The 18,352-nt window shown below is 52.0% G+C and carries 19 protein-coding genes; 5 read left to right on the top strand and 14 right to left on the bottom strand.

The window, feature by feature from the left end:
* Positions 1-28: 28 nt before the first annotated feature.
* From wecB to ccmA, 11 genes are all read right to left on the bottom strand, one after another.
* On the bottom strand, positions 29-1,159 hold the full coding sequence (gene wecB, locus AAY72_RS04155; RefSeq protein WP_008983878.1) for a non-hydrolyzing UDP-N-acetylglucosamine 2-epimerase: 1,131 nt from the start codon (positions 1,157-1,159) through the stop codon (positions 29-31).
* 111 nt (positions 1,160-1,270) lie between these two features.
* Positions 1,271-2,077: a VacJ family lipoprotein gene (locus tag AAY72_RS04150; RefSeq protein ID WP_008983879.1), complete on the bottom strand. Its 807-nt coding sequence runs from the start codon at positions 2,075-2,077 to the stop codon at positions 1,271-1,273.
* Position 2,078: 1 nt separating this feature from the next.
* On the bottom strand, positions 2,079-3,296 hold the full coding sequence (ccmI, locus tag AAY72_RS04145; RefSeq protein ID WP_008983880.1) for a c-type cytochrome biogenesis protein CcmI: 1,218 nt from the start codon (positions 3,294-3,296) through the stop codon (positions 2,079-2,081).
* The gene (locus AAY72_RS04140) at positions 3,293-3,790 is read right to left on the bottom strand and encodes a cytochrome c-type biogenesis protein (protein WP_156411276.1); all 498 of its coding nucleotides are present in this window, start codon (positions 3,788-3,790) and stop codon (positions 3,293-3,295) included. The genes ccmI and AAY72_RS04140 overlap by 4 nt, the downstream gene beginning before the upstream one ends.
* The gene (locus AAY72_RS04135) at positions 3,787-4,365 is read right to left on the bottom strand and encodes a redoxin family protein (RefSeq protein WP_057785702.1); all 579 of its coding nucleotides are present in this window, start codon (positions 4,363-4,365) and stop codon (positions 3,787-3,789) included. The genes AAY72_RS04140 and AAY72_RS04135 overlap by 4 nt, the downstream gene beginning before the upstream one ends.
* Positions 4,358-6,319, bottom strand: a complete 1,962-nt coding sequence (locus AAY72_RS04130; RefSeq protein ID WP_057785701.1) for a heme lyase CcmF/NrfE family subunit — start codon at positions 6,317-6,319, stop codon at positions 4,358-4,360. Before AAY72_RS04130 ends, AAY72_RS04135 begins: the two co-directional genes overlap by 8 nt.
* A gap of 2 nt (positions 6,320-6,321) precedes the next feature.
* Entirely contained in the window at positions 6,322-6,825 is a 504-nt protein-coding gene (ccmE, locus tag AAY72_RS04125) for a cytochrome c maturation protein CcmE (RefSeq protein WP_008983884.1), read from the bottom strand.
* Positions 6,825-7,118 carry a heme exporter protein CcmD gene (gene ccmD, locus AAY72_RS04120; RefSeq protein ID WP_057785700.1) on the bottom strand — a complete coding sequence of 98 codons (294 nt, stop codon included), beginning with the start codon at positions 7,116-7,118 and terminating at the stop codon, positions 6,825-6,827. The genes ccmE and ccmD overlap by 1 nt, the downstream gene beginning before the upstream one ends.
* Positions 7,115-7,852 (bottom strand): heme ABC transporter permease, encoded by a 738-nt coding sequence (locus AAY72_RS04115; protein ID WP_008983886.1) that lies wholly within the window; start codon positions 7,850-7,852, stop codon positions 7,115-7,117. The genes ccmD and AAY72_RS04115 overlap by 4 nt, the downstream gene beginning before the upstream one ends.
* A gap of 1 nt (position 7,853) precedes the next feature.
* Positions 7,854-8,519 carry a heme exporter protein CcmB gene (gene ccmB, locus AAY72_RS04110; protein ID WP_057785699.1) on the bottom strand — a complete coding sequence of 222 codons (666 nt, stop codon included), beginning with the start codon at positions 8,517-8,519 and terminating at the stop codon, positions 7,854-7,856.
* Positions 8,513-9,172, bottom strand: a complete 660-nt coding sequence (gene ccmA / locus AAY72_RS04105; protein ID WP_040291467.1) for a cytochrome c biogenesis heme-transporting ATPase CcmA — start codon at positions 9,170-9,172, stop codon at positions 8,513-8,515. Before ccmA ends, ccmB begins: the two co-directional genes overlap by 7 nt.
* 293 nt (positions 9,173-9,465) lie before the next feature.
* Between ccmA and AAY72_RS04100 the strand changes: the two genes are divergently transcribed.
* Positions 9,466-11,517 carry a flagellar hook-length control protein FliK gene (locus tag AAY72_RS04100; protein WP_057785698.1) on the top strand — a complete coding sequence of 684 codons (2,052 nt, stop codon included), beginning with the start codon at positions 9,466-9,468 and terminating at the stop codon, positions 11,515-11,517.
* A gap of 70 nt (positions 11,518-11,587) precedes the next feature.
* Here the strand turns inward: AAY72_RS04100 and AAY72_RS04095 are convergent, their stop codons facing one another.
* Positions 11,588-13,000 (bottom strand): sodium-dependent transporter, encoded by a 1,413-nt coding sequence (locus tag AAY72_RS04095; RefSeq protein WP_057785697.1) that lies wholly within the window; start codon positions 12,998-13,000, stop codon positions 11,588-11,590.
* Between the two features lie 167 nt (positions 13,001-13,167).
* Between AAY72_RS04095 and AAY72_RS04090 the strand changes: the two genes are divergently transcribed.
* A complete protein-coding gene (locus tag AAY72_RS04090; RefSeq protein ID WP_008983891.1) occupies positions 13,168-13,467 on the top strand; it encodes a YciI family protein in 300 nt (99 codons plus the stop codon).
* Positions 13,468-13,497: 30 nt separating this feature from the next.
* A complete protein-coding gene (gene galE / locus AAY72_RS04085; protein ID WP_057785696.1) occupies positions 13,498-14,517 on the top strand; it encodes a UDP-glucose 4-epimerase GalE in 1,020 nt (339 codons plus the stop codon).
* Positions 14,518-14,648: 131 nt separating this feature from the next.
* On the opposite strand, the gene AAY72_RS04080 is transcribed toward galE, so the two are convergent.
* Complete coding sequence (locus tag AAY72_RS04080) at positions 14,649-15,299, bottom strand: response regulator transcription factor (protein ID WP_008951756.1); 651 nt, start codon at positions 15,297-15,299, stop codon at positions 14,649-14,651.
* Positions 15,292-16,434 carry a sensor histidine kinase gene (locus AAY72_RS04075; RefSeq protein ID WP_057785695.1) on the bottom strand — a complete coding sequence of 381 codons (1,143 nt, stop codon included), beginning with the start codon at positions 16,432-16,434 and terminating at the stop codon, positions 15,292-15,294. The genes AAY72_RS04080 and AAY72_RS04075 overlap by 8 nt, the downstream gene beginning before the upstream one ends.
* Before the next feature lie 133 nt (positions 16,435-16,567).
* Between AAY72_RS04075 and AAY72_RS04070 the strand changes: the two genes are divergently transcribed.
* The gene (locus AAY72_RS04070; RefSeq protein WP_057785694.1) at positions 16,568-17,311 is read left to right on the top strand and encodes a hypothetical protein; all 744 of its coding nucleotides are present in this window, start codon (positions 16,568-16,570) and stop codon (positions 17,309-17,311) included.
* 158 nt (positions 17,312-17,469) lie between these two features.
* A complete protein-coding gene (locus AAY72_RS04065) occupies positions 17,470-18,270 on the top strand; it encodes an SDR family NAD(P)-dependent oxidoreductase (RefSeq protein ID WP_057785693.1) in 801 nt (266 codons plus the stop codon).
* The last annotated feature ends 82 nt before the right edge of the window (positions 18,271-18,352 follow it).

Genomic DNA, 18,352 nt, shown 5'->3' with positions numbered 1-18,352 from the left:
ACCGGAGACGTGTGGATAACTTTGAGGGTTAGCTTAAGCTTAGTTGGCGCAGGGTATCGAGGATACGGGAACAGGCTTTACCATCGCCATAGGGGTTATGGGCAAAGCTCATGCTTTCGTAATAGGCTTTGTCGGTCAGTAATTTAGTTACTTCGCTGACAATTTTTGCCTTATCGGTGCCGACCAGCTTCACGGTGCCCGCAGCAACCGCTTCCGGCCGCTCAGTAGTATCCCGCATCACTAATACCGGTTTACCCAATGACGGGGCTTCTTCCTGAATACCACCAGAATCCGTTAACACCAGATAGCTGCGATTCATCAGATAAACGAAAGGCAGATAATCTTGCGGCGGGATCAGGTGCACGTTAGAAACATCGCTCAACAAGCGATAAACCGGCTCTTTTACGTTCGGGTTCAGATGCACCGGGTAGACGATATCGCAATCCGGATAGGTTTTAGCAATTTCTGACAAAGCGGCGCAGATCTGCTCAAAACCCCCACCAAAGCTTTCACGGCGATGACCGGTAACTAAAATCATCCGCCGATCGTGCTGGCCGTAGGGAAATTGCGTTGCAAATTGCTGGTTCAATGCGCTGTTATTTTCGATTTTCGCAACTACCTGCAGTAGTGCATCAATCACCGTATTACCGGTAATAACGATCTGCTCTGCCGGAACCCGTTCTGCCAATAAATTATCAGCGGAGGTTTGAGTGGGTGCGAAATGCCAGCGGGTTAAGGCGCCAGTTAGCTTGCGATTCGCTTCTTCCGGCCAGGGGCTGTAAATATTACCGGTACGTAAACCGGCTTCGACATGGCCGACAGCAATTTTTTCATAATAGCAGGCGAGCGCAGCTGCAAAGGTCGTACTGGTATCGCCATGAACTAACACGATATCAGGCTGGAACTCACGTAAAACCGGTTTGATATTCAGTAGGATACTGGTTGTAACATCATACAGATCCTGACCGGGCTTCATAATTGCCAGATCGTATTCGGGTTTGATATCAAATAACTTTAGGACCTGATCTAACATTTCCCGGTGCTGACCGGTAACACAAACCCGGCTGTCGAAAGCGGCATCCTGCTTCAGCTGATTAACCAGCGGTGCCATTTTGATAGCTTCAGGCCGGGTGCCAAACACGCTTAGAACTTTAATCATCTTGTCCCTCTTTTTTTCGTCTCCGGTACCGGTCGGAGGTCAGGCCGGTACCGGAGACGTGTGGATAAACTGGTCGGTCTGGTACCGGAGACGTGTGGATATGTGGATAAGTTATTCGATTTCGTCGAGGAAATCGAGGGTGTCATCGTCCAGGGTTTCTTCCGGTGGCGGTGGATTGCCGTCGTAAATTTTAAATTGTTGCCGTTGGAAGTAGCCTTCTTTAACAAAGGAGTACGGATCCAGTGAATCGTTCAACATATTTTCGACCTGCATCAGCTGTTCACGGGCATCCAGCGCCATAATGGCAGCGCGGGTCAGGGTTAGCGGCGTATTCAGTAACCCTAGCGGGAAATACAGGTTATCGACGATACCACCTGCCGTGCCACGAATGGTGGTAGGGCCGCGGGCAGGCACCATCAGATAAGGACCATCGCCAACGCCCCACACCGCAAGCGTCTGGTTAAAGTCTTCGTCTGCCGGCTCCATCCCCATTTTACTGGCTACATCAAACAAGCCGACTATACCCACGGTGCTGTTGACCAGAAACCGGCCGGCACTCACCGCAGCTTTTTCTGGTTTTGCCTGCAAAATACTATTTAAAAAGCTGGCTGGCTCGCCCAGGTTGTCGACGACATTAATCAAACCTTTGCGCACCGGCTTGGGTACCACCGTCATATAGCCGACGGTTACCGGGCGCAGTACATAGGCATCCAGCACATCGTAGTTAAAATCCCACAGTGGCCGGTTGACCCGCTCCCAGGGATCGCGCGGATCATCATAAACTGGCGGCGGCACAGCATTAGACTCTGCCGCCTGCTGTTTCGCTTGCTCCGAGCTGGCACAACCAGCCAGAAATGCCAGCGATAGTACCAGCGTAGCGGCTCTGCTAATAAGACGAAATGTATTCAAAGCGCTCATCCTAATCTTCCAATGTTAAGGCAAGTCGAATTGCGGGTTGGTCAAAACGCAGTGCCGCCGAGTTCACTTCCACATCGGCGTCCGAGCGCTCCACTGTACCGGAAACAGTCATGCGTGCCACCACTTCAATTTGGTCTGCCTGATTCAGATCCCAGCCCTGTTGCATCGCATCTGCCGTGGTTAATTGTACCGTCAATTTACCGGCTTGCATCGGGATCCGTTTCGCCGCCAGCGGGATCGGGGGGCCACCAACTGCGCGGGCGAATACCAGGATCATCGCATCCGGGTGTGCCGCCGCCAGCTCTGCAGCCACTTCAAGTTCAAGCTGAATCTGCCGCCCGTCCATTGCGTCAGCTGGCGTTGGTGCTAAGCGGGCAGTTAATTCGGCCAGCCGCTCATTTACCACCTCCAGCCGCGGATCATCCGCGTCAAGGCGCTCTGCCAGCAGTTGCCAGGCTGCTATTGCCTGCTCATTATCACCGCGTTCATAGGCAATTAACGCCATCAGCGAAACCGCATCGATATTTTCCGGCTCGCGCATTAATACCTGCGCCACGCTTTGCCCGGCTTTCGCCAGGTTTAAGTCACCACCAAGCATAATCAAGGCCTGGCTGTAGCTGATCAGTAAAGGTGTGCGTTCTGGCATCAGCTTTAACGCCCGCTCGAACGACTCAATTGCCTCTTCCAGCATCCCCAGCGTCATCCAAACCCGCCCCAGCAACATCCAGGCCACAGCATCATCGCCCTCATTCGCCAACTTGGTACGCAGCGCCAGTGAGAATAACTGCATGTCGCGCTCTTCCATTGGCGCACCTTCACCTAATAAGGCGCGTTGACCAAAAGCCGGCAGATTTTGCTGGGCATACTCCCAATCAGTCAACTGGCGATAATGGCCATTCTGACTATAGGTTAACGCCACGATTACAGCGGCCACTAACACTAAACTTAAATGAAATAATGCCTTATGCCGGGGTTGCTGATAACGCACGGCTTGCTGCTCCTGCTCCAGAAACTGTTGTTTCAGTTCTGAAGCCGCACTGGCAAAGTCCTGTTCGGCCAGCTCACCGGCATCACGGGCTAATACCAACAACTGCAGTCGTTCTTCAAATAGCTGAGCCGGCGTTTGATTATTTTGCGCACTGGCACGGCGTGGCCAGCAGATAAAGATGGCACTTAGCGCCAACATGGCGAGTGCGCCGGCGACAAGATGCCAGATCATGGTTTATTACTCCGATAGCGATCGATAATGTTATCCAGCTGCTGCTCTAGCTCCGCCTTAGCTGCTGACGGTGCAGGCTCTGCTGACTGGTCAGACCGGTACCGGAGTGCGGTCTGACCAGCGCGGCGTTTAAGCTGGAACAGGAAAAGCGCCAGCAGCACCAGGGCTGGCAATAACCAGAGCCAGATTGTTATGCGGTTTAATGGCGGCTGGTAATGGACGAAGTTGCCATAACGGTCAATCATATAATCCAGTACTTGTTGCCGGCTGTAGCCCTGCTGCACCAATTCGTGGGTTTTTTCGCGCATATCCACGGCGACCACCGCATTAGAATCGGCGATATTCTGATTTTGACACTGCGGGCAGCGTAGCTCCGCAGTTAACTGGGCGTAGAGTCGGCGCTGCTCTTCACTTTCAAAGGTCATCAGCTCTTTGCTGCCATCAGCCAACACGCTAAAACTGACCAGCAATAGCAATGCAATTAAAGGCTTCATGGTTTAGCCACCCACTGTTGATAAATTGGCGCCAGTTTGCTGCGCCAAACCTGGGGGTTAATATCACCGATATGATGGGCCCGCACTATGCCTTCGGCATCAACAATAAAATGCTCCGGCGCGCCACTTACGCCTAAATCCATCGACAAACGGCGGTTGCGATCCAGAATATTGAACTGATAAGGGTCGCCAAAACTTTGTAGTCGGCTTTGCACATCCTTTTGTAGGGTGGCTAAATCAAACACTTCGCCAAACATCGGATCCTCGGGTAACACATAGTACAGACCAATAATTCGCACACCCTGCTCGTTGCGCAGCTGGCTCATATACCCCAGCTCGGCATTACAGGTTGGGCACCAGATACCCCAGACATTCAGCAAGAAGGTCTCGCCTTTTAAACTTTCCGGCGTCCACTGCTGCTGTGGGTTCATTAAATCCGGCAGGCTAAAGGCAGGTAGTGGTTTACCGATAATGGCGGAATCGCGCTCGCGCGGATCGGAAAACAGGCCGCTTAATAAAAACAGCGACAAGCCTAAAAACAGCACTAGCGGAATATAGAACAAGCCTTTACGCATGTCGCACCTCCACCGCGGTGGTTGGGCGACGATAGCGTTTATCCAGCAGCGCGATCAGTGCACCCAGTGACATCAGCAAGCCGCCTAACCAGATCCAGCGCACAAAAGGCTTCACATAAACCCGAATCGCCCAGGCGTTGCCAGGTAAGGCCTCGCCCAGCGAGACATATAAATCGCGGCTTAAGCGGGCATGTACTGCGGCCTCGGTCATTACCATGCGCTGGATTTTATATTCGCGCTTCTCGGCATGTAAATGCGTGACATAGCGGCCATCAACAGTACGCACATCCAGCTCTGCCGCCTCGCCGCCATAGTTCGGGCCGTTCAGCTTATACACATCCTGCAGCTCAAACTCATAACCGGCCAGCACCACCCGATCGCCTATTTCCATCCGTACATCGCGCTCTTCACTGTAGGTCAGCGTCATCGCTACACCGACCACCAGCACCGCAAAACCGATATGGGCCAGCGTCATGCCATAGTGCGAGGCCTGTAGTTTGGCGATACCTTTAGACAGTGAACCAAATTGCTGCAGCCGCTGGTAAATTTCCAACAAGGCCGACAAGCCAACCCAGGCACCGAGTAATAACCCCAGTAATGCCAGATTCGCTGTTACACTTTGGGTGGCCGCCAGAGTACCCAGGGCCAGGATCAGGCTAAATACCGCCACCATGCTGAGGGGTTTTAACAACGGCGCCGCCTTTTGCTGCTTCCAGCGCACCCAGGGGCCTAAACCCAGTAACAACGCAAAAGGAATATTCAGGTAATAAAACATCTGGTTAAAGAACGGCTCACCAATAGAAATCGAACCTAAACCGAGCTCTTTATGTACCAGTGGAAACAGTGTACCCAGCAGGACAACCAGGGTTGCCGTCAGTAAAAACACATTATTACCCCACAGCATCACTTCGCGGGAGAACAGCTCATAACGTGCCTGACTGCGTACCGAATGCATGCGGCTGGCATAGAGTAATAAGGAACCACCAATGACAATCAGCAGGAAAATCAGCAGAAAGACGCCGCGCTCCGGATCGGCAGCAAACGAATGCACCGACACCAGCACGCCGGAGCGCACTAAAAAGGCACCAAGTAAGCTAAGAGAAAAGGCGCCCAGCGCCAGCAATACGGTCCAGGATTTAAAGGTACCCCGCTTTTCAGTAACGGCCAGACTGTGGATCAGCGCCGTACCCACCAGCCAGGGCATAAAGGAGGCATTTTCGACCGGGTCCCAAAACCACCAGCCGCCCCAGCCCAACTCTTTATAGGCCCACCAGCTGCCGAGCATAATGCCCAGCGTCAGGAACATCCAGGCTGCTAAGGTCCAGGGTCTGGCCCAACGCGCCCAGGTGCTGTCAAATTTGCCACCAATTAATGCCGCAATGGCGAAGGCAAAAGACACCGCAAAACCCACGTAGCCCATATACAGCAGCGGCGGGTGAATGATCATACCGAAGTCCTGCAGCAGTGGGTTAAGATCATTACCCTCTACCGGATAAAACGGCAGGCTGCGCTCAAACGGATTCGACATAAACAGCGAAAAGGCGATAAAGCCAACGTTAATCAGGCCCATAATGCCGAGGATCCGGCCTTGCATCAGCAAGGGCAGGCCCTTGGAAAATTGTGCCACCAGCGCGGTCCAGGCTGCCAGAATCATCACCCACATCAGCATAGAGCCCTCATGTGAGCCCCAGGTGGCGGTGAGTTTATAGTACCAGGGCAGGATTGAACTGGAGTTGGTGGCAACGTTGATAACGGTAAAGTCATCGTGATAAAACGCCCAGCACAGCGCGATAAACGCGAGCAGCGTAAAGACAAAATTACCCACGGCTAAAGGCTTAGCGACCAGCAGGGCCCGCTCGTTAGCGGTAAAACTGCCAACTAATGGCACTACACCCAGCAATAACGACAGCGCAAAGGCAAACGTCAGCGTCAGCTGCCCTAATTCAGGAATCATGCTTAGCCTCCGTAGTTAGCGCTGCTGCGCTCAGACTGCTTTAGCTGGCTGGGCGGGACGTGGCGGATACCTTTCATCGCTTCGGCGACTTCCGGCGGCATATATTCTTCATCGTGTTTAGCCAACACTTCGGTTGCCGCCAACACTGTCGCGCTTTTTAACGAGCCCTGTGCGACGATACCCTGCCCTTCACGAAACAGATCCGGCAGAATACCTTCAAATTCCACGGTGGCAATTTCGCCACTGTCATCGGTTAAATCAAAACTGACTTTTAGGCTGGTTGCATCACGCTTCACCGAGCCTGGCACCACCATACCGCCTAAGCGTAAACGCTGACCAACATCGGGTTTAATTTTGCCTTCGCCCAGGCCCTGCACCAGCTGGCCCGGGGTATAAAACAAATTAATATTTTGGCTAAGGGCAAATAGCATGGCACCGATAGCACCGGCAATCAGGCCGATGACTAGAAGAATGGAAAACAGGCGTTTCTGACGTCTTGATTGCATTAGGTCTGTTGCTCCTGATACTGCTTAACTCGTTGTTCGCGTGCCAGCCGGGCGGCTAATTGCTGCTTAAATTGTTTGTGTTGGTAGTAACTCCAGACGATTAACCCCACCAGCAATAAATAGGTTAAGCCAAAGGATAACCAGACAAAAAACGCATAGCTGATGCCGGTGGTCGCCATGGCTAAAAAGTCACTAAAGCTGGCGAAATAGAACGGAAAAAGGCCAAAAAGTTTCTGCGGCAGCTCGGGACTGGCGGTAAAAAGCATAAAAAAATGACTCAGACTGTGCATCATACTTTACCTACCAGTTGTTTTACCCAGGGCCGGTGCTGTTCATTTTCCAAAATAGCGGTGCGTAGCCGCACGCAGGTTAACCACAGCATAAGTAACTTAAACGCCAGCAAACTAATCAACAACGGCCATAACATACTGGGATCGATTGACGGTTTGGCGAATTTGGTAATAGTCGCACCCTGGTGCAGGGTGTTCCACCACTCCACTGAAAAGTGGATGATGGGTAAATTAATCGAGCCAATCACTGCCAGCAAGGAAGCAACCTTGGCACCGGTTTGCCGGTCTGAAAAGGCACCATGCAGTGCCATGACACCAAAATACAGGAACAACAGAATCAGTTCAGAGGTTAAGCGGGCATCCCACACCCACCAGGCGCCCCACATTGGCTTACCCCAGGCCATACCGGTTAAGAGGGCAATAGCTGTATATACCGCACCAATTGGGGCAATCGCCAATACAGCCCATTGCGCGGTTTTAATTTGCCACACCAAGGCGGTAAAGGCAGCAATCGCCATCGCCAGATAGGCGCCCATCGACATAATGGCCGAAGGCACATGGATATGAATAATACGGTAGCTGTCGCCTTGCTGATAATCGGTTGGCGTAAAGCCCAAACCCCAGATATTGCCCAGCAGCAGCGTGAAAAGCGCACTGGCCATTAACCAGGGCGAGAGTTTGCCGCAAAAATGATAAAGGGTTTCTGGCTTGGCCAGCGGATGTAACCACTTAAACATATCAGCTCACATTAATTTTCAGGGCACTGCACACGGCCATCGGCACCAGCGCCAGCGCAAACAACATTATTGCCAGTAAAATTGCCAACTGCCCCTGATAGCCAAGCCCGATACTGGCGGCCTCAATCGCTGCACTGGCAAAAATCAGCAGCGGAATATACAGCGGTAAAATCAACAGGGCCAGCAAAATGCCCCCTTTATCGGCCGAAACCGTAATGGCCGCGCCAAGCACACTAAGCAAACTCAGTACCGGCGTACCCAGCAGCAGTGTCAGTGCCATCGCGCTAAAGGCGGCACTTTCCATATCAAACAGCAAGGCCACCAACGGCGATAACAACACCAGTGGCAGGCCGGTACTAAGCCAGTTGCCGCTGATTTTCGCTAATACAAAGGGCATTAATGCCTGTTGCGATGCGACCAGTTGCTCGATCACGCCGTTACGGTAGTCATCTTTAAACAACCGCTCAGCCGCCAACAGTACGCTGAGTAAGGCGGCGATCCAGACAATACCTGGCGCCATTATACGCAGCATATTCGGCTCTGGGCCAACGCCCAGCGGAAAAAGTGTTAATACGATGATAAAAAATAATACCGGATTCAGCCAATCTGACTTTTGCCGCGCTAACAAGGTTAGCTCGCGCTGTAAGAACACCACAAAACTTACCATCGGTAGTGGATCTCCAGTGCGAACAGCTGTGCATATTGCAGGCTAAGTGGCTGATGAGTAGTGAGAATAATGGCTCCGCCCTGCTCGAGGTGAGTAACAAAATGCTGCTGCAAGGTGGCGATAGCGCTTTGATCCAAAGCGGTAAAGGGTTCGTCGAGGATCCAGATTTGGGCTTTAGTGGTCCATAACCTGGCTAATGACACCCGGCGTTGCTGACCGGCAGAGAGCATCCGGCATGGGATATCTTCTAAACCGGCTAAGCCCAGGCTCGCCAGCAGGGCCAGATCATCGGCCGGTGTTAGATCACAGGCGGCGCGCCAGAAACGTAAGTTTTCCAGCGCGGTCAGCTGTTCATGAATACCACTCTGATGGCCGATAAAACACAGGTTAGTCGCATAATCGACCCGGCTTTGCGCGATAGCTTGCCCCTGATAATACAGCTCGCCTTCGTCGGCCCGTGCCAAACCGGCTAAAATACGCAATAAGCTGCTTTTGCCGGCGCCGTTTTTGCCTTTGATTTGCAGTAACTGACCGGGATGTAGCTGCAAAGATAACTGCTCAAATAGCACCCTGTCCTGCTTAACGCAGCTGAGGTTGCTGGCAGCGAGCAATGCGCTCTGCGCGTGCGATTGGGTTGATTGCGTAAGATCCACTGGCCTTAACTATCGACTCTGCAAAAATTTGCGCGCATATTAGCATAACAGGCGACGAATACGAATCAGAACCGGTACTAAGCCATGATCCAGATCAGCATCTTTTCCGCAACTTATCCACCACACTCTCTGCTGCGGTTCGGTACCACCCCAACTACTTTATCCACACGTCTCCGGTACCGGTCTGACCAGCTGATTTTATCCACAGCACTCCGGTACCGGTCTGACCAGTCAGATTCTTCTCCCGCTGCCTGTCAAAGGCCCAGGCGGGCGTGCAACGGGCAGCTCAGTTAATGGACCCTTTACTCCCACTGCTAAGAGCTGGCCAAGCATTGCCTACTCAGAGTGGCGCAGCTTTAGTGTTAAATACGCCGTATCCGGCACAACTTGAGTTACAAGCTGGCGCACCGTTATTAGTGCTGCGCTCTGGAGCTGCTGAGCTTCGTTTATCATTACTGCAATTACCTGAGTTGCCCCTCGGCAAAGCTTTAACAGCGACACTGGCATTTGAGCCAGGCCAGGGGATCCGCATCCTCGTCAGCCAGACTGGCGCCGCCATCACGCTGCCGTTGACGGCGCCACAGCGCACTATCTTGTTGCAGCCGCAGCAATTAACGCAACTTGCGCAGCAACTTAACCGTGGTGAAAGCCCACTGCTTGATGGTAAGCCGATATTGACACCAGAGATACAGCGCTTTCTGACGACGAACGCCCCGATAACTCTGCAGTTAGGCAGTCATGGAACCTTATCGGTGCAAACCGCTACACCGCGGGCAACTCAAAGTATTCCGCTGTCATCATTAAAAGAGCCTGCCGTCATTCAGAGTTTGCTTGCCACCAGGCTGCCGTTGATGAAACAATCTCAAACAGCCGAGGCTAACGGTAATAGCATGAAAACACTGAATTTAGACAAAGTCTTACAACTCTCTGGCGCTAATATCGAACAGCATAATGTCCGTTTGCAACCGGGGGTAGACTATTACGCGCGGTTACAAGTTAAGGCTAACCAAGCTGCCGAGTTAGTTGTGCAAACGCCGCAAGGTGTATTGCGCTTGCCGCTGCAGCAAGTGCCGCCGCTGCCGCCCGGTTTGCCACTATTATTGAATTTTCAGCAGCTTAATGCTGAGCGCTTGACGATACAGGTTAAGGTTCTGACCGGGATAGCAACGGAGATACCACTTACTGCAACCCAAGCCCGATTGTTGCAGGAGCCAAAACAACTGGCGATGCTGCAGCAACAATTAAGCCGGGGGGAGGTGCCGGCGCAACTGGCCGGTGAGCCGTTGAAACTTCCTGCAACGCTCAGCAGCAATACTCAACCAGTCAACTTACAGCTGCAGCCTGCTTCTACCACAAGCACAGCTGCCGGTAGCACATTTGAGCCAAAGGGCATACTTTTATCAGTGCAGCCGGTAGCCGCAGAACAAGTACTACAGCTTAATAATAAAGATTTTCTGAAACCGCTACCCTGGCAGAGCAACCAGGGCGCGGCAACAGCGACATCTGGCGCAGATAAAGCCACAAACCACGTGGCTGAGCAGGGCTGGCGTCAGTTACTGCCGCTACTTAGCAGCAGTCCGGCCCGACTGGCTGCCTTGCCGGAAATGCCCGCGGCTGTCGTGGCATTACTGCAGCAAGTCCGGCAAGCTCAACCGGGCGGTAATCAGGTACTTAGTGTGTCGGAAATCCAGCAACAGCTGCAAGCCGTGTTGCAATTTCAGCCACTGCAGGCTCAGCCTAATCTGAGCACTGGCGCCGGCACGCTGGCCGTAGCGATTCAATTATTGTTAGGACATTTATTACGTCAACCGTTAAGCGACAACAGCAAAGCCGGCGGCAAAATCCAGCAGCTGGCGCAGCAAATTGGCCAGTTAGATAACCAGCAAGCCAGCCAATTGCTGCGGGCACTGGGCAGCCACAGTAGTTTGCTGCAGTTATCGCAGCTGCAAAATGCTGATTTGCCGCAGCTAAACCAGCAGTGGTTTATTCCGCTCGCGCTGCAGCAGCAACAAGAAAGCCGGTTTAGTGAAATTTTACTCGAGCAACGTGAAGCAGAGAAAAAGCCAGGCGCAGAGAAACAAAAACTTTGGCAACTGACGATGAAGTTTGATTTGTGCCAGTATGGCCAGCTGTTGGCTGTCGCTAAACTGGCGGGCCAGGATCTGCAACTGCAATTTTATACTGATCAGCCCGCAGCGCTGCGCCAGGCCGAGAAGTTTTTACCCTTGCTCACCGAGCGCTGTCAGGCGCAAGGCATTCAGGTTAGCCAGGCCGCTTGCCAGCTCGGGAAAATCCCCGACACCCTCGGCAGCCGCAGAACAAGCCTTATCGCTACCCAAGCCTGAGTTATCCACAGCACTCCGGTACCGGCCAGACCTCAGAGGTCATACCGGTACCGGAGTGCGGTTGGACCAGTTAGAACAGTAAGTTTTTACCGAAATAGATGGTTGAGACGGTGTTTACAAAAATAATTAACAGGATCAGTGGGATAAAAGTACCCAATGAGAAGTTAACGTATTTTTGCAGCACTGAACCGGCAAAGCCCGGGTTGCCATCGGCGATTTCTTTATCCAGGTTGTGCGCTTTCCAGCGGTAAACGACAAACAAACACAGCAAGAAACCGTTTAACGGCAGAATGGTTTCGTAGAACATGTCGTAAACCATATCGAAGAAGGACTTGTTGTTACCGCCATAGTTCAGAATATTGCTTAGCCAATCTATGCGACCAAATGACAAGGCAGATACTACCGCCAATGCCACCATTACCGCACCTAGCGTGTAAAGCGCCTTGCGGCGGCTTAAACCTTTACCGTCCATCACACTGGCCACCGGCACTTCGATAATGGATACCAGTGAGGTCATGGCAGCAAAAAACACCAGTAAGAAAAAGAACGCGGCGACAAAAGAAGCACCGAAATAGCCGATATCCGCCTGTAAAGCCAGGAAAATTTTTGGCAAAAACATAAAAATCATGCCGATACTGGACTCGGATAACTCGGCGATTTGAATGTCAGGATTAAACGAAAATACTGCAGGCAGGATCAGCAAGCCGGAACAAGCGGCAACTAACAACGATAAACCTGCCACGGTTTTACCGGCTGAGACGATATTGTCATGCTTTTGGATATAAGAGCCATAGGTGATCAGGATACCCATTGCCAGTGATAACGAGAAGAATGCCTGCGCCAAGGCACCATTTAGGACTTCACCGGTAAGCTTAGTAAAATCCGGGATAAGGAAAAACTTGACGCCTAACATGGCGTTATCTAGTGTCAGCACGTAAATTACCAGTGCAATTAGCATGATAAACAGTGTCGGCATTAATACCGTAGTCGCCTTTTCGATACCCTTTTTGACACCACCCTGCAGAATTAAGAAGGTTAAGCCGACCACCAGCGCCATATACACAAAGAGTTCATTGCTGTTAATAAAGACATTAAAACCTTCAGGATCAGCCAGTTGGTCGAGCTGGCCTAACACTGCTTTACCAAGATAACCGGCAATCCACACCGTGATCACCAGATAAAATACCCCAATCATAAAAGGGGTAATTACCGACAACCAACCCACAGTGCGCCAGGCGCGGTTTTGACCAATTTGGGTGTAAGCGCCAAGTGGATTTTGTCGCGTGTGACGCCCCAGGCTCATTTCGGCCAGCATCACGGGTAAACAAATAAAGAACACGAAAATCGCGTACATGATAAGGAAGGCGGCGCCGCCATTTTTACTGGCCATTACCGGAAAGGCGACCAGATTACCGATACCAACGGCGGAGCCGGCCGCGGCCAGAATAAAGCCAAGGCTGGAACTGAATTGTTCACGTTTCATGCGTGGGTGGACTCCCTGAATGGATTTTTTTAGTTATTGTTAGAAAAAGCGCCTTCATGCTAACAGCCTGTGCCGGGAAATCCTAGCCCGACCTGCCGGCCTGAATTGGTTTTAAAGCACAAATCTGCTAAGGTGCAGCCAGAATTTCTAGCGTAGCGAGTTTTAACATGTTCTATATGATTTATGCCGAAGATGCGGCCAATAGTCTGGAAAAACGGTTACAAGCCCGGCCGGCGCATTTAGCCCGCCTGGAGCAATTAAAAACGGAAGGTCGGCTGCTAATGGCCGGCCCGCTGCCCGCCGTTGATTCAGACAATCCAGGCGCAGCCGGCTTTACCGGCTCGCTGGTGGTGGCTGAATTCCCCTCGTTAGCAGATGCAGAAGCCTGGGCTGCGGCTGACCCGTATTGGGCAGCAGGCGTTTATGTTAAGGCGACTGTTAAACCTTATAAAAAAGTCTTGCCTTAACTGCTTCGTTTTTTAGCCAAAGGATTGCCTATGAGCTCTTATATTTTGCTAACCGGCGGTGCCGGTTATATCGGTAGCCACACGGCACTGTGTTTGCTGCGCGCTGGCTATAACGTGATTAGCTTTGATAATTTTAGTAACAGCTCGGCAGAGTCGCTAAAGCGGGTCGAACAACTGGCGGGTAAATCACTACTCAGTATCAATGGTGATATCCGCGATCAGGCCGCGCTTACGGCAGTATTCAGTCAGTATAAAATCAGCGCGGTGGTTCATTTCGCTGGTTTAAAGGCGGTAGGAGAATCGACCGAACTGCCATTGCATTACTACGACAATAACGTCGCTGGCACTGTCACCCTGTGCCGGGTAATGCGGCATTTCCACGTCAAAAAGCTGGTGTTTAGCTCTTCGGCGACGGTTTATGGTGATGCCAAAGAAGTGCCTATTAAGGAAACTTCGCCACGCTCGGCTACGAATCCTTACGGCCAAAGTAAGCTGATGATCGAGCTAATTCTGGAAGACTTAGTAAAAGCCGAACCGGACTGGTCTATTGCACTGCTGCGCTACTTTAACCCGGTCGGCGCCGATGACAGTGGCCAGATCGGCGAAGATCCTAATGGCATCCCGAACAATTTAATGCCGTTTATTTCCCAGGTTGCGGTTGGTAAACGTCAACAACTCAGTGTGTTTGGTAACGATTATCCGACCAAAGATGGTACCGGCGTACGTGATTATATTCATGTCGTGGATCTCGCCAATGGCCATTTAAAGGCGCTGCAATATCTGGAACAGAGTAAAGGTATAGAGGCGATTAACCTCGGTACCGGCGTTGGCTACAGCGTGCTGGATATGGTTAACGCCTTTAGCGAAGTGAATCAGGTCGCGGTGCCGTATCAGATTGCGCCGCGTCGCCCCGGTGATATTGCGGTCTGTTATGCTGAGCCAACTAAAGCCCTGACTTTACTGGGTTGGAAAACAGAGAAAACGCTGGACGATATGGTCCGCGATACCTGGCGCTGGCAGAAACAAAACCCCAACGGCTATCGCAGCTAGCTGGTCAGACCCTGCTCTTACCAAAGAAAAGGGAGACGTGTGGGTAAAACTGGTCAGACCGGTACCGGAGACATGTGGATAAACTGGTCAGACCCTGCTCTTCCCAAAAAAAGGGAGACGTGTGGATAAGTTTAAGGGGTGATAAGGCCCAGCTCCAGAGCGAGTAATACTGCGCGGGTGCGATCCCGCACCCCCAGCTTACTTAAAATGGTCGAGCACTGGTTTTTTACTGTGCCTTCAGATTTAAACAGCGCGCTGGCAATTTCTTTATTACTGTAGCCAGCCGCCATCAGCCGCAAAATCTCTAACTCTTTATCAGTTAGCGGCTCGGGCAACACCGGCTTGCGGTACTGGGTATCGCTACTGCCAGGTAGTTGCTGCAACAAGCGCTCGGTTATAGTGGGCTGAAAACAGCTGCCCCCGGCCGCCAGGCTCTCAATGGCTTTGATGAGCGTATCAAGCGACACATCCTTTAATAAAAAGCCACGGGCCCCAGCTTGCAGGCTTTGCAGCACTAACTCATGGTCGTCAAAGGTGGTCAATACCAGCACCGGCGTGTCGCTGCCGGCTGCTTTCAAGGCTTTAATGGCGGCGATACCGTCCATTTTCGGCATTGACAGATCCATCAGGATCACTTGCGGCCGGCAGCTTTGCCACAGCGCCACCACTTCACTGCCATCACAGGCTTCACCGACTACCTCGACCTTGCCGGATATCGCCAGCAAGCTACGAATGCCATCGCGGATCAGTTTTTGGTCATCGACTAATAGCACCTTAAACATTGGCCACTCCTGCCTGAGGTAACCAGATCTGTAAAGCCAGGCCACCGGCATCAGCGACAAGATGTAGTTTACCTCCACATTCGGCAACGCGCTCGCGCATGCCAATCAGACCATTACCGGGCTGCCAGCTTGCCTTTAGCTGACCATTGTCTTTAATTCCCAGAGCGATGCCCTGCTCTGCCTCCCTGGCATGGATCCACAAGCGGCTGGCATTGGCATGCTTCAAAGTATTACTAATAGCTTCCTGCGCCAGATACTGTAGATGCTGAGCCTGGCTTAGAGAACTGGCTTTTAGCTTGGGGGCAATATCCAGTTCAACCTGCAAGCTTTCCGGCAAATGCTGCAACAAGGGGGTAAATAACTGCTGTAAATCCAGCTCGGAACTGTCGCGCATGGCGGATACCGCTTCGCGCACATCAGAAAGTAACAATCTGGCCAGTTGCAGACTTTTCTCTACCTGTAATTTGGCCTCGCCATCGCACTGATAACTGGCAATCTGTAGCTGTATTGTCAGCGCGGTCAAATGATGCCCCAATAAGTCGTGCAGATCGCGGACGATCCGATTACGCTCCTCCGCGCGTGACGCCAGCTGCAATAGCTGTTGTGCCGCCAGCAGTTGGCGATGCTTTTCTGTTAATTCAGCGCGCGCCTCAGTCTCAGCTTTGATTGCTGCCTGCATCAGTACCGCAAATAAATGAAAGCTGCCGTACAGGGCTGCGGTGATCCACAGGCTGCGCTGTTCCAGATAGGCCTGTAAGCCAAACCACAGCACCACTATGCCCAGAGTCAGTAGCAAAGCCAAACGCTGCGACATCAAATGTGGTAGCAAACAGACCCAGATAATGGTCAGGATGGCCAGATAATCGAAAATAGCGGTCGGTAATAACCACTGTAAGGCAAAGGCACAGAGCAGTGGCAACGGTAGTAACCAGCGACCATAGCGGCCACCAAGACCCAGCGGGTGCTGCTCCTGCGTCAGTAAGATAAAGCTGATGCCATAGACTAACAACAGCAAGCCTGCTGGCAGCAGAGGCTGCGGTGCAGGCAGCCGTAACAGCAGCATCAAAGTGATACCGGATACCAGTAGCCAGGTCAGGATGCCGGCCAGAGTTGCCAGCGGAAAATGGTATTTCATCGGCTTATTATGACGCTTGTCTTAACGAGTGCAATAGGCCAAAAGTCATGTTCGAAAATCCTGACTTCCGGCACCTGCGATCGGGCAACTGCAGGCGTAAGCTGAATTTGTTTTCAGCCTAAGGAGGCGTTAAATGAACTACTTACATACAACTCTACTTTTTCTGCACATTTTATTGGGCGCTATTTGCCTGATGCTATTTTGGGTGCCGGTCGCCAGTGCCAAAGGCAGTATGCTGCACAATACGGCCGGTAAGCTTTACTACCAGATGATGCTATTAATTGCGGGCTCCGGGGTACTGATGTGCCTGATGGTGTTATATAGCCCCACCATGGTTTATGGTCAGAATCCGAACTGGACAGTGGCACAGCTGGAGAGATTTATTTCAGAGCGGCGTGTGTTTTCCTTCTTTTTATTACAACTCAGCTTATTGACCTGGGTGACAGTGCGCCATGCCTATGGTGTGCTGAAAGTAAAAGCTGAGCTGGCACAGCTACGGGTATGGTCTTATCAGGGACCGGTGTGGACGTTGCTGGTCGGCAGTGTTGCGCTGGCAATAGTCGGTTTTGCTGCCGGTGATTTGTTATCAATCATCTTTAGCGGTGTGGGTGCTATGACAGTGATTGGGATTTTGCGTTATATCCGTCAACCCGGCTTAAAGCCGCGGCAATGGATTATTGAGCACTTTACTTCAATGATTGGCACCGGTATCGCGCTATACACTGCCTTTTTTGCCGCCGGTGGCCGCCGCTTACTGGCCGAAGTGCTGACTGGTCAATGGCAGTTGGTAAGCTGGATTATCGCCCCGGTAATGGGCATTAGCGCCATTATGCTGTTTAAACGCCACTTTAGCCGAAAATTCCGTGTCGGCAACTAACTTATCCACACGTCTCCGGTACCGGTCTGACCAGTTTGCCCACACGTCTCCCCTAATTTTGGGAAGCAGGGGTCTGACCAGTCATGGTGACTTCACTTTGACAGTCACACCGCAAATCCCCTAACATCGGCCATCTGTATCTTAAGATGGCTATAACAATGACAATATCGCTACAAGACAAGGTGATCTGGATCACCGGTGCGTCAGGGGGCATCGGTGAAGCTTTGGCAAAGCAATTTTCCGCAGCCGGCGCCAAGGTGGTGCTGAGCGCCCGCCGTAAAACAGAGCTTGAGCGCGTGCAGCAAAGCTTGCCGCATCCAGAGCGGCATTTAACTGTACCATTGGATATCTGCGATGAGCCTGCACAGCAGCAAGCGCTTGATAAGATTATTCATCACTACGGCCGGCTGGACTGGCTGATCAATAACGCCGGGATCAGCCAGCGCGCGCTAGTAATGGATACCAGTAGCGACACTGATCGCAAAATTATGGAAATTGATTACTTTGCGCAGGTGGCGCTGAGTCGGCGGGTGTTGTCGGTGATGTTAAAACAAGGCACCGGCCAGCTGGTGTTTATCTCCAGTGTCGCCGGTTTAGTCGGTACCCAATACCGCGGCAGTTACTCTGCCGCTAAAGCCGCGCTGCATTTATGGGCCAATAGCGTACGGGCTGAGCTATATAGTCAGGGTATTCGCGTGGCGGTGGTTTTCCCCGGCTTTGTGAAAACCGCGGTATCAATGAATGCACTAACCGGCAGTGGCGAAGCGCTCGGTAAAATGGACGATGCCCAGGCAAAAGCCATGACTGCCGATGAGTTTGCTACGGCAACACTGAAAGCATTGCGCAAAGGTAACAGTTATATTGTTATCGGCGGCTTTAAAGAAAAGCTGGCGGCTTGCATCGCCCGGCTATCACCTGAGTTGCTGTACCGGCTGATCCGCAAAAGCAAGGTGCGTTAAGGCAGGTAACTGGTCGGTCCGGTACCGGAGACCTGTGGATAAAGTGGTCAGACCGGTACCGGAGACGTGTGGAGAGTGCTGT

This window comes from Alishewanella sp. WH16-1 (assembly GCF_001441695.1).
Taxonomy (GTDB): Bacteria; Pseudomonadota; Gammaproteobacteria; order Enterobacterales; family Alteromonadaceae; genus Alishewanella; species Alishewanella agri.
Note: the sequence above shows the minus strand (reverse complement) of the source record. Positions and strands in the feature narration are given on the sequence as shown.

Bases quoted from the DNA above. Each gene is read 5' to 3' on its own strand.
- AAY72_RS04135 (WP_057785702.1), bottom strand. From the start codon at position 4,365: ATGCGTAAAGGCTTGTTCTATATTCCGCTAGTGCTGTTTTTAGGCTTG.
- AAY72_RS04075 (WP_057785695.1), bottom strand. From the start codon at position 16,434: ATGAAATACCATTTTCCGCTGGCAACTCTGGCCGGCATCCTGACCTGG.
- AAY72_RS04095 (WP_057785697.1), bottom strand. From the start codon at position 13,000: ATGAAACGTGAACAATTCAGTTCCAGCCTTGGCTTTATTCTGGCCGCG.
- ccmE (WP_008983884.1), bottom strand. From the start codon at position 6,825: ATGCAATCAAGACGTCAGAAACGCCTGTTTTCCATTCTTCTAGTCATC.
- AAY72_RS04070 (WP_057785694.1), top strand. From the start codon at position 16,568: ATGAACTACTTACATACAACTCTACTTTTTCTGCACATTTTATTGGGC.
- AAY72_RS04115 (WP_008983886.1), bottom strand. From the start codon at position 7,852: ATGTTTAAGTGGTTACATCCGCTGGCCAAGCCAGAAACCCTTTATCAT.
- AAY72_RS04140 (WP_156411276.1), bottom strand. From the start codon at position 3,790: ATGAAGCCTTTAATTGCATTGCTATTGCTGGTCAGTTTTAGCGTGTTG.
- ccmB (WP_057785699.1), bottom strand. From the start codon at position 8,519: ATGGTAAGTTTTGTGGTGTTCTTACAGCGCGAGCTAACCTTGTTAGCG.
- AAY72_RS04100 (WP_057785698.1), top strand. From the start codon at position 9,466: ATGGACCCTTTACTCCCACTGCTAAGAGCTGGCCAAGCATTGCCTACT.
- AAY72_RS04150 (WP_008983879.1), bottom strand. From the start codon at position 2,077: ATGAGCGCTTTGAATACATTTCGTCTTATTAGCAGAGCCGCTACGCTG.
- ccmI (WP_008983880.1), bottom strand. From the start codon at position 3,296: ATGATCTGGCATCTTGTCGCCGGCGCACTCGCCATGTTGGCGCTAAGT.
- AAY72_RS04080 (WP_008951756.1), bottom strand. From the start codon at position 15,299: ATGTTTAAGGTGCTATTAGTCGATGACCAAAAACTGATCCGCGATGGC.
- AAY72_RS04130 (WP_057785701.1), bottom strand. From the start codon at position 6,319: ATGATTCCTGAATTAGGGCAGCTGACGCTGACGTTTGCCTTTGCGCTG.
- AAY72_RS04090 (WP_008983891.1), top strand. From the start codon at position 13,168: ATGTTCTATATGATTTATGCCGAAGATGCGGCCAATAGTCTGGAAAAA.
- galE (WP_057785696.1), top strand. From the start codon at position 13,498: ATGAGCTCTTATATTTTGCTAACCGGCGGTGCCGGTTATATCGGTAGC.
- wecB (WP_008983878.1), bottom strand. From the start codon at position 1,159: ATGATTAAAGTTCTAAGCGTGTTTGGCACCCGGCCTGAAGCTATCAAA.
- AAY72_RS04065 (WP_057785693.1), top strand. From the start codon at position 17,470: ATGACAATATCGCTACAAGACAAGGTGATCTGGATCACCGGTGCGTCA.
- ccmD (WP_057785700.1), bottom strand. From the start codon at position 7,118: ATGATGCACAGTCTGAGTCATTTTTTTATGCTTTTTACCGCCAGTCCC.